We start from the raw sequence: 14,127 nt of genomic DNA on the forward strand, positions 1-14,127 counted from the left end.
GAAACCGTTTTTATATATCTGGCTTATTTTAATTTGAGGTAAAGATTTTCCAATACAAAAAACACAGCCGGACAAAAACTGCTGTTCTTCAGGGTGAGTGGAATTCTTTTAAATAGCACATCTTCATCGGTATAGGGGAAGCGGGCACAATCCGATGGCCGGTCTTCGTAAACACTGCAGGCATTGTCGGATCCCAAAAATGGACAGGGAGAAGATTTGGTTACATAATCACCGTCCTGGTCGAGCCGTAGGTACTGCTCAATAAACTGGCTTTCTTTCATTCCCAGTAATTTACTGAGCCGCTTGATATCAGTTGTTTTGAACCGGGGTGAATAGTTTTTACAACAGGCAGCGCAATCCAGGCAATTGATTTTTTCAAATGCCTGCTCGTGTAAATCAGGAATTAATTTTAGCAGCTTGTTTTTGGGCGCGGTTTCCAGCAGGCGTTTGTATGCCTTTTGCCGCTCCGCCGATAACTTTTTCCAATTGGGCGCTATGCTGTCCATTTGTCAAAGGTACTGCTTCCACCCGTCGGGTAACCAGACGGGTGGAGAAAAGGTGCACAAACGATTGAGTAATGCTTACACAAACAAGTGTTCGTCTGGTTTCCAAATTGTAACTTTGCCCATCCAAAAAGCTTAACCGCACACATTATGAATTTATTCCAAGCACAGTCGAATGAATTTCTTGGCCGTCATATTGGAACGCTGGCAGATACAGATAAAATGCTGGCGGCAATTGGTATGGGGTCATTGGAAGAACTTATTGATAAAACCATTCCAGGCAGTATCCGGAAAAAGGATACACTGGCTGTTCCGGATGCTGTAAGCGAAGCACAATACCTGCGTGAGCTGAAAAACACCTCCATGAAAAACCAGGTGTTCCGGAACTTTATCGGACAAGGTTACTATGATACCATCACCCCAAGTGTGATTTTACGCAACCTCTTTGAAAATCCGGGATGGTATACCCAATACACGCCTTACCAGGCGGAGATTTCTCAAGGGCGACTGGAAAGTTTGCTGAATTTTCAGACCATGGTATCGGATCTGACAGGATTGCCATTGGCAAACGCCTCCCTGCTGGATGAAGCAACTGCTGCTGCGGAAGCCATGAACATGTTTTTTCATCATGTCAACCGTACGGATGATATTCAGAAGCCCTGCTTCTTTGTAGACAGCGCCATCTTTACCCAAACACTTGACCTGATTTACACCAGGGCATTACCCCTGGGTATTGAAGTGGTGGTAGGTGATTATAAAAAAGCAACTATAGATGACCGTTATTTCGGGGCCCTGGTGCAGTATCCGAATAACGAGGGCAGTATTGAAGATTATCGCTCCTTTATAAATGAGATTCATTCCAAAGGCGGTTTTGTTGCAATGGCAACAGATTTATTGGCGCTGACCTTGCTAACTCCTCCCGGAGAACTGGGAGCAGATGTAGCACTTGGCTCTGCCCAACGATTTGGAGTTCCCCTCGGTTATGGTGGTCCGCATGCTGCGTTCTTCAGTACCAAAGATGAATTCAAACGCGCCCTGCCTGGAAGAATCATCGGTGTTAGTGTAGATGCCAAAGGCAATCGTGCACTTCGCATGGCACTTCAGACCAGGGAACAACACATCAAGAGAGAAAAAGCAACCTCCAATATCTGTACAGCACAGGCACTGCTCGCCAATATGGCTGCCATGTATGCGGTGTATCACGGTCCGGATGGCCTTCGCGCCATCGCTAAAAGAGTGGCACTCTTAACCAAAACACTTGCTGAGTCTTTGTCAGAGCTGGGGTACCAGTTAAAAACAACCAGCTATTTCGACACCCTGGCAATTGCTGTGAAAGATGCTTCCGCAATTCGCGAACTGGCTGAACAACAAAACATCAATTTCCATTACCTGCCTGGCCAGGTAGGAATTTCCCTGGATGAAACTACCACGCAACATGATTTGCTGGATATTCTCCATGTATTTGCCAATGCAGCGGGGAAAGACAGTTCAAGCCTGACATTCAATTACGACAGCATCCTGGATACGATACCGGCTACGCTCACCCGAACTTCTGAGTTTCTTACCCACCCGGTATTCAATACGCATCACAGTGAATCACAAATGATGCGTTACATGAAATCACTGGAAAACAAAGATCTTTCACTTAATACTTCCATGATTTCTCTGGGCAGCTGTACCATGAAACTGAATGCAGCTACTGAAATGATTCCGTTGAGCTGGGCGCACTGGAGCAAGATGCACCCCTTCGCCCCTGCAAACCAGGCAGGTGGATATCAACAGATCATAAAAGAATTGTCCGACTTCCTTTGTTCTGTTACCGGCTTTGATGCCTGCAGCATGCAACCGAACAGTGGAGCTCAAGGAGAATACGCCGGATTGCTCACCATTCGTCGTTATCACCTGGCTAACGGTGATACACATAGGAATGTTTGTCTCATTCCAATTTCTGCCCATGGAACCAACCCTGCATCTGCAGTAATGGCCGGTATGAAAGTGGTAGTAGTTAAAGCATTGGAAAACGGCTATATTGATCTGGCTGATTTCAAAGCTAAGGCCGAACAATACAAAGATGTCTTGGCCGGCACCATGATTACCTACCCCAGCACTTACGGTGTATTTGAAGAAACTGTGAAAGAGATTTGTGATATCGTACACGCTTATGGCGGACAAGTATATATGGATGGCGCCAATATGAATGCACAGGTGGGACTTACTTCTCCCGGCTTGATTGGGGCGGATGTTTGTCACCTGAACCTGCACAAAACTTTTGCGATTCCGCATGGTGGCGGTGGTCCTGGAATGGGTCCCATTTGTGTGAAGGCACACCTGGCAAATTACCTGCCTGGACATTGGTCAACGGATACAACCAGTTCAAACAATAATGGCGCTGTTTCTGCAGCTCCCTACGGATCTGCTTCTATTCTGCTTATCAGCTACGCTTACTGCAGAATGTTAGGTGCTCACGGATTGAAACTTGCTACTGAGTATGCTATCCTGAATGCCAATTACATGAAGGCGAGACTCGAGCAGGCTTATCCGATTCTGTATACCGGTGAAAATGGAACCTGCGCACATGAATTCATTGTAGACCTGAGACCCTTTAAAACATCTGCCGGAATTGAAGCGGAAGATGTTGCCAAGCGCCTGATGGATTATGGATTCCATGCGCCTACCATGAGTTTCCCTGTTCCCGGTACCATCATGATTGAACCAACAGAAAGTGAAGACAAAGCAGAACTGGATCGTTTCTGTGATGCCCTGCTTTCCATTCGCGAAGAAATTGCAGCGATCGAAGAAGGAAAAGCAGACCGTACCAGCAATGTGCTGAAGCATGCTCCGCATACGCAGCACATTATTACAACTGATGAATGGAATCTTCCCTACAGCCGTCAGCAGGCAGCTTATCCGTTAAGCTATGTAAAAGAGAATAAATTCTGGCCTTCCGTAAGCAGGGTAAACAATACTCATGGAGACCGTAACCTGATTTGCACCTGCGAACCGGTTAGCTCCTATGCAGAAGAAACAGCCTGATTAAAAACCGGATCGCATTCTTGTCAGAAGCTGGGTACCTGACCAGGTACCCGGCACTATGATACGGCGGATGGTATACATTGGATCCTGTTCATCGCGGGATGTGGAAAGTATAAAAGCTGATTTCATTCCCCTGGATTTTAATTCAGGAATGGCTTCGGGGTTCCACAAACCAAACGGATAGGCAAAATGCTCCACCGGTTTTCCAATAATTTTTTCCAGGGCAGCTTTGGGTTTTTCAATCTGTTTAACCCAATCCTCGCCCTGGTATTTTTTTACATTGTTATGATCCCAGGTATGAAGCCCGATACTATGACCTTCATCCGATAATGCTTTTATCTGATCAGCTTTCATGTAATTAGGACGGTTGATCGCCACCGTCATGATGAAGTAGGCCGCTTTCATCTTATAGGGATCCAGTACCTCCCTGGTAACATCAAATTGTTCATCGCAGCCATCATCAAAACTGATCAGTACGGATTTTTCAGGAAGTTCCTCCCCTGATAACAGATAGTTTCTCAACTGGTCAGGAAGAATCGTCTGATAGCCACTGTCATGCAGGGCCTTCATCTGGTCTTTAAAGACAGATGGAGGAACGATATAGGGTTTCGCAGTAGGACTATCATCCGGTTTATACGGCCTGATCTGGTGATAGCACAAAATGGGGATTTGTTTTCTATTCAGAATGGATGCTGCACTGCTATCCAGTTTGGGAGCTGGCAAGGCTGCCGGGGCTACTGCGACTGCCGCCACCGCAGGTATATCCTGCTCCTTCGTGTCCGTTGTATTGTTTACATTAGTGCAGGCTACTATTCCCGCAGCAGCCATACAAATACTTACTGATATCCACCAGTTCTTCATGTTCTTGGTTTTTCATTCTCATGGATCCTAACAATAACGATTCATCCCTGTTATTCTTATCCCGGAGAATAAAAAACGGGAAACCTTTATCTTCGTTCGCATGCCGGTTAAAGATTATTACCAGGTGTTGGAAATACCTTATAATGCCAGGGAAGATGAGATTAAAAAAGCCTATCGGAGACTGGCTATGCGGTATCACCCCGACAAAAATACGGGGAATCCTTTTGCTGTTCAACATTTCAGGGAGATCCAGGAAGCCTATGATGTGTTGTCTAACCCGGTTAAAAGAAGTGAATACCACCAGTTAAGATGGCAATATACCGGTCAAACATCCCGGTTTGATTCACCTGTACCTCCCAGTCCGGAATTAATTTACCAGGAGGCTGTAAAAATTAAAAACTATGTCCGCCAACTGGATGTGTTCAGAATGAACCAGGAGGCATTGGCCACACAGTTATCACAGTTACTCAATGAACGCCATCTGTCTATTTTAGCCGATTCCGGTAAACCGGTCCTGATCAGGGACCTGGTGGAAGTCCTCCTGTTTTCCATGCACCCGCTTGGTTTCCCCTATTGGAAAAAACTGGTGCCGGACCTGGTACGAATAGCTGGAACCAACAACCAGTTATTGCAGGAGATTCGTGGAGCAGAAAAAAATAAAAAACGGGAATTCAACTGGAACCGGTCACAACCCTGGATCATCCTGCTGATTGTGATAGTAATTTGCCTGCTCATTTATTTTATTGCCTAAATTACCGATATGAAAAAACAGGTATTCTTTGCGTTCATCACTTTATTCCTTTCCATTATGGCAACAGCACAGAACTATTATCTTTATACGGGCACCTATACCAAAGGAAGTAAAGATGGTATCTATATTTTCAGAATATCTGTTCCATCCGGACAAACAACCCTGGTTGATATTGTAAAGGACATAGAGAACCCATCTTACCTGGCAGTATCAAAGGATGGACGTTTTATGTATGCTGTTTCCGAAATGGCAAGTGATCACAAAGGCATGATCTATGCTTTCCAACTGGATCCGCAAACTGGAAAAGCACAATTTCTGAATAAGAAAGAGAGTCGCGGTGAAGCACCCTGTTATATTTCCATTTCTGAAAACAGAAAATGGATTGCTGTTGGTAATTATAGCGGGGGTAATCTAATTGCCTACGCAATTGATAAGGATGGAAAACTCACCGACCAGTATCAGCTGGTGCACCATGAAGGAAAAGGGATCAATCCCAGGCGGCAGGAAAAACCACATGTGCATTCAACCGTCTTTACTCCAGACAACAAACACTTGCTTGTTCCGGACCTGGGCACTGATAAGGTGATGATTTATTCTTTCAATGAGAAAAAAAATCTCCCAATTGGTGGCACGCAGCAAGGGTTTGCAAAAATCACCGATGGAAGTGGTCCAAGGCATTTGGATTTTCATCCCAATGGAAAATGGGTGTATGTAATTGAAGAGATGGGAGGAACAATCAGTGGCTGGAAATTCAATAATGGAACCATGGAGAAATTTCAGCACATTGATGCACATCCTGAAAATTACCAGGGATCCAGGGGCAGTGCAGATATTCATATTTCTCCTGATGGAAAATTTCTCTATGCCTCCAATCGCTATGAAGCCAATAACCTGGCCATATTTTCTATTGATGCCAAAACTGGGATGCTGAAACTGGTAGGATTCCAGGATTTACCAGGTAAAAAGCCAAGGAATTTTGTTATCGACCCAACCGGGCAACTCTTACTGGTAGCCAATCAGGATTCAGATTCGATTACCGTATTTCAACGGAACCAGGAAACTGGCCTGCTTCAGGTAGTACCTGTAGATATCAAAGCTGGAAGTCCGGTTTGCCTGAAATTTGTGCCCGCAGGTAAATAAACTATTGAATGGCTGTAAGAATTCTATTTACAAAAGTTTCCGTATCAAACCACTGACTGTTGGCTGTTTGACCCAGCCGAACAATTACCAGTTCTTTGGAGGGGATCATTAACACCTGTTGTCCTTCATATCCGCTGAAATAATACAGATCTGCAGGCAGGCTTGGATATTTCCGGTTAGAGGAGCCTATGGGATTGCCAGCATTCAGCCAGATCTGAAAACCGTATTCCCCGGCAGGTGCTGCGGCAACCGGCTCAGTGGCCATTTTAACCCAATTCTCCGGAAGTAGTTGTTCATTGTTCCAGTTTCCATTTTGCAGGTACAACAATCCAAGTCGTGCCCAGTCGCGCGGGGTTGCATAAACATAAGAAGAACCTACAAAATTTCCGGATGCATCAGTTTCCATAACGGCACTGTACATGCCCAATTTATAAAACAGCTTTTCATAAGGATACTTGTGATAAAGGGAATCACCCAACGTAGATCTGAGTATGCCGGAAAGAATATTACTGTTTCCACTGCTGTAATAAAAGGTTGATCCAGGCTGCACCTTTAAAGCATGAGAAGCAGTGTAACCTGCCATATCGGCTTTGCGAAACAGCATATTGGTGGCGTCGGTTGGCTTACTGTAATTCTCGTCAAAATCCAGCCCGCTTGTTTGCTGAAGCAACTGCCGAACTGTAATGGCAGCTCTGCCATCTGTAGAAGTTTTCCAGGAAGCTACAGGAGCCGGTTGATCCAAAGAAAGTTTTCCTTCCTTTACCAGCATACCAATTAAAGTGCCCGTAATGGATTTGGCCATTGACCAGCTAAGCTGCCGGTGATGCCGGTCGAATCCGGGTGCGTATTGTTCAGCCACCAGTTCTCCTTTATGTACAACCAAAACAGCCCTGGTTCTCACGGGCTGATCTTCCCGTAGATTAACAAATGCGGCCTGAACAGCTTGAGGCAGGAGCAATTCCCTTTGATTTGGCATCACCGAATCCAACTTCAGAACAGGAATCCGATCTCCCATCGGCCAGTCGATTGTATCGGGATTTATCTCTGGTAATACTGGCAATTGCCAAACCTGCTTTTTCAACTCCTCTTTGGAGATTTCATTAACCAGCGTACATCCTAGTCCGGGTCTGAACACTGCAGTTTGTTTTGCCATTCCGGCAACTGTAGCTACTACTGAGCTATCAGGTTGAACTTCCACCGATGCCAGTTTCAGCGGGAAGCTACCCAGCTCCTGTTCCTCAACAGATTTCAATGTCCGGTCTCCCAGGTACATACAGGAACAGGCCATTTTTGCACTGTAGCCCGTTAAGATAGGAAAGGCATTCCAGCAATAATAAACCAGGTAGGAAAGGGTAATCAATAATAAAACAGCAGCTATTCTTTTTATGCGGTTCATTCCTCATTCTTTAGGATCAAAAAATTTCAACTGGCGCTTAAACCTGCCATATGGTTTGATGCGTTTAGCCAGTGTGAAGCGATAGTTACCTGTATTAAAACGATAATCATTTTTGGAGCTCGCTCCCCGCACCAGGATTGTATTTCCAACAAATGAAAAGTTCAGATTCCAGTTATTGCCATTATACCCGGCAACACCACGGTAGATAAAATTGGGGCTGATGGTCAGTTTATCACTGCTCTGGTCGTTTTTAAATTCCCTGGATATGCCAAAATCCATATTAAGCGTTGCCGCACCTGTCACAAAAAAGTGTTTTTTCACTACCAGGGTATAGGCGTAACCTGCTCCCGGACCAAACTCCAGAAAACGGATCCGCCAGATATCACGTTGGGGATAATCAGCAGCAAGTGTAGATGGCACGATGGCTGAATCACCAGTTACGGAACCGGCATATATCTCGCCACCAAATAAAAAAGCACCGGCTGATTTTTTTTGCCATTCACTCTGCAGGAAGGCGGCGCGATAGGAAAACTTTTCTCCGTTGCGCAGGTTGTAAACGGCCAGTCCGAATAAGGATATCCCCAGATCAGGACGTAAATAATAGGACTGCGGATCAGCATGGCCCAGTCCTTTCGGATTCAGGTAATAACCTTTGTAGAATTGTCCGAAAAAATCAATGGTCCAGTTACGGGTATAGATATGACTTTGCAAATCCAGGTATTTTGTTTTACCTCTTCCCCGCTCAGGATTTAAAAAGGGGAAACCGTAGGCAAGGTTGAGGGTAAACCCGCGATAAGTTGCACCAACACCCATATTCAGGGTGGAATTTGGACGATACCTGAGATTGGCAAGATTCTCCGGCCCTTGTAATGAAATGGAAGTGTATTTGCGGGAAAAGAAGTAACGACCCGTGATCAGGCTATCGTAAGTTTGAATGTAATTGGTATCCGCACGTTGCGCAATTACAAACAGTTTTGATTGTTGGGCCAGTACTGAAGGACAGGATGCAACAAACAGGAAACAACAAATACAGGTATGAAATCGGGCAATCAAGCGCATACAGGAAGTACAAATTTGCAGCAATTAGTTGGTTCCCCCCTGCTTATCTTTGCAAAATGCATTATGTTTCAGCAGAAGGATTGGGAAAAAGTTACGGCATCAAGCCCTTGTTTGAAAATATTTCCTTTCATATAGAAGAGGGTGACAAGATCGCACTGATCGCCCGCAACGGCTCCGGAAAATCAACCTTACTTAAAATACTGGCTGGAAGGGAAACTCCGGATAACGGTACCTGCTGGATTCACAAGGATGTGACAGTAGCACTGTTTGACCAGGAACCGGAGTTCAGAGAACAAGATTCCATCCTCGACAATATCTTCCATCATGAGCATCCAACCTTGAATGCAATCAAAGCATACGAGGCTGCCACAGAACTTGAAAATGCAGTATTACTCAATGCCGCCATCGAAAAAATGGATGAAACCGGAGGCTGGGATTTTGAAGCGAAAGTGAAACAGATACTTGGCAAGCTGAATATTCACCAGTTGAACCAGGTGGTGGGCACCTTATCCGGCGGACAGCGGAAAAGAGTTGCCCTCGCCAGAACGCTTATTGATATAGGCTTTGATCACAAACACACTTTGCTGATCATGGACGAACCCACCAACCACCTCGATATTCAGACAGTGGAATGGCTGGAACATTTTCTTAACCAGGAAAAAGTAACCCTGCTGCTGGTGACCCACGACCGCTATTTCCTGGATGCAGTATGTGAAGAGATCTGGGAACTGGATGGCTCCGAATTATATACGTATAAGGGCGATTACGAAACTTACATGGAACGGAAAGCCGCCCGTATGGAACAACAGGCAGCAAGTGTAGATAAGGCAAGAAATGTCTACCGGAAAGAACTGGAATGGATGCGCAAGCAACCAAAAGCAAGAACCACCAAATCTAAAAGCCGGATTGATGCATTTGCCGATGTGGAAGCCAAAGCCAAACAGCGATTGGAAGAGCAGGCACTGCAATTACAAATGAAAATGAATCGGCTGGGTGGAAAAGTGATTGAGTTAAAAAAAATCTATAAAAAATACGACGATAAGGAGATCCTGAAAGGGTTTGATTATACATTCAAAAAGGGAGACCGGATCGGAATTGTAGGACCTAACGGTGTGGGTAAAACGACGTTTCTGAATATCCTGCAAGGCATTGAAGAAGCAGATAGTGGCAAGGTAAATATTGGTGAAACCATCGTATTCGGATATTTTTCTCAGCAGGGATTAACCTATAAGGAAGACATGCGCGTTATTGAGTATGTCAAAACCTTTGCAGAGAATTTCCCCCTTGCAAATGGCGGGAGCCTGAGCGCTGCACAGTTCCTGCAATTGTTCCTGTTTACTCCTGATCAGCAATACAGTTATATAAGCGCCCTGAGTGGTGGAGAAAAAAAGAGGTTGTTGTTGTTAACGATACTCTTTCGCAATCCAAACTTTCTGATATTGGATGAACCTACCAACGACCTGGATTTGCCCACCCTGGCCGTTTTGGAAAACTTTTTGTCAGAATTCCAGGGATGTTTACTGATCGTATCGCACGACCGGTATTTTATGGACCGGTTGGTGGACCATCTCTTCGTATTTGAAGGCAACGGACATATCCGGGATTTTCCAGGCAACTATACCATTTACAGAATCTGGCAAAAAGAACAGGAACAGAAAACGATTACGGCAACTGTTGAGACTGCTTCCAAACAAATTGTTCAACAGCCTGCGGCTCCACAAGCTGCAAAAAAGAAATTATCGTTTAATGAAAAGCGTGAGTTTGAACAGTTGGAGAAAGACATACCCAAACTCGAGAAAGAAAAAGCGGCATTAAGCGAAAAACTAGCCTCAGGCAAACTTGAGTTCCAGGAATTGCAGGAGATTTCCCTTAAAATTGGAAAGATTAGCGAGGAGCTGGAAGAAAAAGAAATGCGTTGGCTGGAATTAAGTGAAATGACGGGAGCCTGAGGATTTAAAAATAAGCCCTTCGTTTTAGTTGCAGGAAGATAACTGCCACCAATAAACAAATGGCGCCATTTACAAACCAGGTAAACCGGAAACCCGCCGTTTCTGCCAGTTGGGAAGAAAGAAGTGGTCCCAGGGTTTGAGCAGCCGACCAGGCCATGGTATAAAGAGCTGCATATTGTCCCCGGTTATGTGCACTGCTTCGGTTGATCCAGAAACTATTCATAAAGGGCATAGCCAGCATCTCTCCTGCGGTAATAATTAGGATCAATGCAAAAGCCATCGGAAGGGCTATACTTCCCAAACCCATCAGCAGGTAAAAAACTCCCACCAAACCAACCCCAATAGCGATATAGGTGAGCTGATTCCGTCGGCCTTCCAATTGATAAATCAGGATCATTTCAACAAGCACAATCAATACGCCATTGAAAGCCATCAGCATGCCAATCTGCGGCTCTGTGAAATGCAAAACCTGCTTGAAATAAACGGATAAGGTGGTGAATAGCTGGAAGAAACAGGCTGCAAACAGTGTTACAAGAAGGATAAAAACATAAAAGGGATAATCTCTGTAAACGGATGGACCTTCCGGAGAGAGATCAGTTTTTTGAACTTCTTTTCGTTCCGCAGTGTGACGGGCAGCCGCCTGCTTTAAAAATAACACCATCAGAACCGCCGCCAGGAAATTGGAAATCCCATCTACCCAGAACAACCACTGATAACTGAATTTAGCGATGATACCCCCCATGGCACTTCCTACAGCCCAACCCAGGTTTACTGCCAACCGGTTGAGGGAATAAGAACGGGTGCGATTCTCAGGTGTACTGTAAAAAGCGATAGCAGTGGAATTAGCCGGACGAAACGCTTCATTTACAAAACTTAGCAGGAACGTAAACAGGCAGATAAGATAAAAGGACTGAATAAAACTCAGTACAAAGAAAAGTATGGCCCCTCCACCTAAAGCAGCCAGTTGAACTTTATAAAATCCGATTTTATCGGTAAGCCTGCCACCAACAAATGCGCCGGCAAAAGCACCCGCACCAAAACAACCAAAGACCAAACCGGCGTCACCGATGGAATACCCCATAGTCGGACTAGTAAGATAGAGTGTCAGGAAGGGAACAACCATGGTGCCACTCCTGTTGATCAGCATAATCAGGGAGAGCAGCCAGGTTTCTTTTGACAGACCTGTATAGGCAACTTTATAAGATGAAATTGTTTTGGAAAGCATAAGGCGGCACAAAATTATTCTGTGCCGCCTTTCAGCAATTACCGTTTAAAAAGTTTGTAGGGAAATTAACTACCAAATACTTTTTTCAGAATATCATTCACCCTTGCTGCAGGGTTGGTTCTGATTTTTTTCTCTTCTTCGGCTACATAATAAAAGATTCCATCAATGGCTTTCCCTGTTACATAACTCGACAGATCCGGATTTACTTTTTTCAGACTCACTTTGTTATACGCATCGAAAACAGCGGACCAATATTTCGTAGCACCGGTTTTCTCCAGGGATGATTCAATAACCGGACGAAAAGCACTGATCAATTCGGGTGAAGTTGATTTTCTCAGGTAACCCGTTGCGGCAGTATCTGCTCCACGCAAAATCGTGAGACCATCCTGAACAGTCATTTCTTTCACTGCATTCACGAAAATCGGAGCGGCAGATTTGGAGGCATCCTCTGCAGCACGGTTGATACTCAAAATGGCATCGTCTACCAGTTTACCCATGCCCAGAGCCCTTAGTTTTTGTTCAACCTGCCGGGCTTCCTCCGGTAGTAATACTTTAACCGCAGCGTCTTTAAAAAAGCCATCGGCTGCAGACAATCTTTCTGCACTGTTTTGGGTACCAACAGCCAGCGCTTCTTTTAAACCAGCAATAATTTCGTCGGATGATAGGCCTGATCCGGATTTGTTTTTATTAAGAAGTCCACCGGCTTTTTTAAGTAACCCACCAGCACCATTTTCATTCGTTTGTGCCTTTGCAGAGACAATAAGGGTAATAGCCAGGATAGAAAGTAAGAGTTTTCGCATAGGTGTATTTTTGATTCAGTACTGCTAAAATAAACGTATAAGAAGAAAGAATAGGTGTATACGGCCAACAATTAATGTTAAAAAGGATAGTATTTTCGTTGTTTCAATAGAAACTATGCATAAAATTCTTGTATCCTCCGCTCTACTCCTATGGACTGCCGTATCCATTGGTCAAACAACTAAAAAACCAGCGACACCTGCGCCAGCAAAAAAACCGTCGACTTCGGCAGCTGTGAAGAAACCTGCTGCTCCGGTTGCTCCGGTTTTGAAAAATGCTAAAGACAGTATGAGTTATGCCATCGGCATGAGCCTGGCCAATTTTTATAAAGACCAGGGTATTTCAGACATCAATACCCAACTGGTTTCCAGGGCTTTGAACGATGCATTAAAGAATCAGAAAACATTACTCACGGAAGAACAAATGAATATGAGTATTACCAATTATTTACAACAATTAAAGAAAGAGAAAGCAGCTGCTGCCAGAAAAGCAGGTGCAGAATTCCTGGCCGCCAACAAAACCAAGCCTGGCGTGATTGAATTACCAAGCGGGCTACAGTACCAGGTAATCCAGGAAGGTACAGGTCCCAAACCCGGACTGACCGATAAGGTTAAATGCCATTATCATGGAACCCTGATTGACGGTACTGTATTCGACAGTTCCGTGGATCGTGGTCAGCCAATTGATTTTCCCGTTAATGGGGTAATTCGCGGGTGGATTGAAGCCCTGCAGTTAATGCCTGTTGGCAGTAAGTGGAAGCTGTTTATTCCAGCTGACCTGGCCTATGGTGATCAGCAGGCCGGAGCCAAAATTGCCCCGGGGTCTACGTTGATATTTGATGTGGAGTTGATTGAGATAGTGAAGTGAGACGTGAAACGTGAGACGGCAGATGTGAGAAGTGAAATAAAGTGAAACGTGAGACGTCAGATGTGAGAAGTGAAAGGTGAAATAACGTGAAAAGTCAAAATAAAAAAAGCCCGCACTGTTGCGGGCTTTATTATTTTAACTTTTTTCAGTCTCACGTTTGACGTCTGACGTCTCACATCTCACATCTCACATCTCACTTCACATCAATCCTCACCTCATCACTCGACACCCCACCTTTATCATCCATCACAGTGAGGCGGAAACTGTAGGATCCTTTTTGAATATTGTTGAGGGCTGTAATGGCAGCACCCGGATTAACTATTTCTACGGGATTACCGGCGGTTTGTACCCAATGATACCTGGATATAATACCATCTGGCTCTCTGGAGGAAGTTCCATCAAGCTGAATAAACTCTGAGCTTGATACAACTACATCCTCTCCTGCATTAGCAGTGGGGGGAATATTGCCATTCTTTGAAAAGGCAGAAGATAATAACAGCGAAGCTGTCAGAAGGATCAGATTCATAGTACGGATTTTTATCTTT

At 44.7% G+C, this 14,127-nt stretch carries 12 protein-coding genes; 5 read left to right on the forward strand and 7 right to left on the reverse strand.

Annotated features, from left to right (window positions below; all coding sequences use genetic code 11):
* Positions 1 to 23: 23 nt before the first annotated feature.
* Positions 24 to 506: a YkgJ family cysteine cluster protein gene (locus L0U88_RS01890; RefSeq protein WP_234863908.1), complete on the reverse strand. Its 483-nt coding sequence runs from the start codon at positions 504 to 506 to the stop codon at positions 24 to 26.
* Between the two features lie 147 nt (positions 507 to 653).
* On the opposite strand from L0U88_RS01890, the gene gcvP reads away from it, so the two are divergent.
* Positions 654 to 3,536, forward strand: a complete 2,883-nt coding sequence (gene gcvP / locus L0U88_RS01895) for an aminomethyl-transferring glycine dehydrogenase (RefSeq protein ID WP_234863909.1) — start codon at positions 654 to 656, stop codon at positions 3,534 to 3,536.
* On the opposite strand, the gene L0U88_RS01900 is transcribed toward gcvP, so the two are convergent.
* Positions 3,537 to 4,397 (reverse strand): polysaccharide deacetylase family protein, encoded by an 861-nt coding sequence (locus L0U88_RS01900; protein ID WP_234863910.1) that lies wholly within the window; start codon positions 4,395 to 4,397, stop codon positions 3,537 to 3,539. It lies immediately after the preceding gene.
* A gap of 100 nt (positions 4,398 to 4,497) precedes the next feature.
* Between L0U88_RS01900 and L0U88_RS01905 the strand changes: the two genes are divergently transcribed.
* Together L0U88_RS01905 and L0U88_RS01910 are read left to right on the forward strand one after the other, a co-directional pair.
* On the forward strand, positions 4,498 to 5,148 hold the full coding sequence (locus L0U88_RS01905; RefSeq protein ID WP_234863911.1) for a J domain-containing protein: 651 nt from the start codon (positions 4,498 to 4,500) through the stop codon (positions 5,146 to 5,148).
* A 9-nt stretch (positions 5,149 to 5,157) separates the two neighbouring features.
* Positions 5,158 to 6,288, forward strand: a complete 1,131-nt coding sequence (locus tag L0U88_RS01910; protein ID WP_234863912.1) for a lactonase family protein — start codon at positions 5,158 to 5,160, stop codon at positions 6,286 to 6,288.
* Between the two features lies 1 nt (position 6,289).
* Here L0U88_RS01910 and L0U88_RS01915 read toward each other — a convergent pair whose 3' ends face one another.
* Complete coding sequence (locus tag L0U88_RS01915) at positions 6,290 to 7,684, reverse strand: serine hydrolase domain-containing protein (protein ID WP_234863913.1); 1,395 nt, start codon at positions 7,682 to 7,684, stop codon at positions 6,290 to 6,292.
* Positions 7,685 to 7,687: 3 nt separating this feature from the next.
* Positions 7,688 to 8,743 (reverse strand): DUF4421 domain-containing protein, encoded by a 1,056-nt coding sequence (locus L0U88_RS01920; RefSeq protein ID WP_234863914.1) that lies wholly within the window; start codon positions 8,741 to 8,743, stop codon positions 7,688 to 7,690.
* 56 nt (positions 8,744 to 8,799) lie between these two features.
* Between L0U88_RS01920 and L0U88_RS01925 the strand changes: the two genes are divergently transcribed.
* A complete protein-coding gene (locus L0U88_RS01925; protein WP_234863915.1) occupies positions 8,800 to 10,692 on the forward strand; it encodes an ABC-F family ATP-binding cassette domain-containing protein in 1,893 nt (630 codons plus the stop codon).
* Positions 10,693 to 10,696: 4 nt separating this feature from the next.
* On the opposite strand, the gene L0U88_RS01930 is transcribed toward L0U88_RS01925, so the two are convergent.
* Together L0U88_RS01930 and L0U88_RS01935 are read right to left on the reverse strand one after the other, a co-directional pair.
* Entirely contained in the window at positions 10,697 to 11,917 is a 1,221-nt protein-coding gene (locus L0U88_RS01930; protein ID WP_234863916.1) for an MFS transporter, read from the reverse strand.
* Between the two features lie 65 nt (positions 11,918 to 11,982).
* Positions 11,983 to 12,717, reverse strand: coding sequence for a DUF4197 domain-containing protein (locus L0U88_RS01935; RefSeq protein WP_234863917.1), 735 nt, complete (start codon positions 12,715 to 12,717; stop codon positions 11,983 to 11,985).
* 115 nt (positions 12,718 to 12,832) lie between these two features.
* On the opposite strand from L0U88_RS01935, the gene bamJ reads away from it, so the two are divergent.
* Positions 12,833 to 13,582, forward strand: a complete 750-nt coding sequence (gene bamJ / locus L0U88_RS01940; RefSeq protein WP_353620624.1) for a BamJ family beta-barrel-assembly machinery protein — start codon at positions 12,833 to 12,835, stop codon at positions 13,580 to 13,582.
* 193 nt (positions 13,583 to 13,775) lie between these two features.
* Here the strand turns inward: bamJ and L0U88_RS01945 are convergent, their stop codons facing one another.
* A complete protein-coding gene (locus L0U88_RS01945; protein WP_234863918.1) occupies positions 13,776 to 14,108 on the reverse strand; it encodes a PKD domain-containing protein in 333 nt (110 codons plus the stop codon).
* Between the last annotated feature and the right edge of the window lie 19 nt (positions 14,109 to 14,127).

The organism is Flavihumibacter fluminis (genome assembly GCF_021491375.1).
Classification (GTDB): Bacteria; Bacteroidota; Bacteroidia; order Chitinophagales; family Chitinophagaceae; genus Flavihumibacter; species Flavihumibacter fluminis.

Bases quoted from the DNA above. Each gene is read 5' to 3' on its own strand.
- L0U88_RS01890 (WP_234863908.1), bottom strand. From the start codon at position 506: ATGGACAGCATAGCGCCCAATTGGAAAAAGTTATCGGCGGAGCGGCAA.
- gcvP (WP_234863909.1), top strand. From the start codon at position 654: ATGAATTTATTCCAAGCACAGTCGAATGAATTTCTTGGCCGTCATATT.
- L0U88_RS01900 (WP_234863910.1), bottom strand. From the start codon at position 4,397: ATGAAGAACTGGTGGATATCAGTAAGTATTTGTATGGCTGCTGCGGGA.
- L0U88_RS01905 (WP_234863911.1), top strand. From the start codon at position 4,498: ATGCCGGTTAAAGATTATTACCAGGTGTTGGAAATACCTTATAATGCC.
- L0U88_RS01910 (WP_234863912.1), top strand. From the start codon at position 5,158: ATGAAAAAACAGGTATTCTTTGCGTTCATCACTTTATTCCTTTCCATT.
- L0U88_RS01915 (WP_234863913.1), bottom strand. From the start codon at position 7,684: ATGAACCGCATAAAAAGAATAGCTGCTGTTTTATTATTGATTACCCTT.
- L0U88_RS01920 (WP_234863914.1), bottom strand. From the start codon at position 8,743: ATGCGCTTGATTGCCCGATTTCATACCTGTATTTGTTGTTTCCTGTTT.
- L0U88_RS01925 (WP_234863915.1), top strand. From the start codon at position 8,800: ATGCATTATGTTTCAGCAGAAGGATTGGGAAAAAGTTACGGCATCAAG.
- L0U88_RS01930 (WP_234863916.1), bottom strand. From the start codon at position 11,917: ATGCTTTCCAAAACAATTTCATCTTATAAAGTTGCCTATACAGGTCTG.
- L0U88_RS01935 (WP_234863917.1), bottom strand. From the start codon at position 12,717: ATGCGAAAACTCTTACTTTCTATCCTGGCTATTACCCTTATTGTCTCT.
- bamJ (WP_353620624.1), top strand. From the start codon at position 12,833: ATGCATAAAATTCTTGTATCCTCCGCTCTACTCCTATGGACTGCCGTA.
- L0U88_RS01945 (WP_234863918.1), bottom strand. From the start codon at position 14,108: ATGAATCTGATCCTTCTGACAGCTTCGCTGTTATTATCTTCTGCCTTT.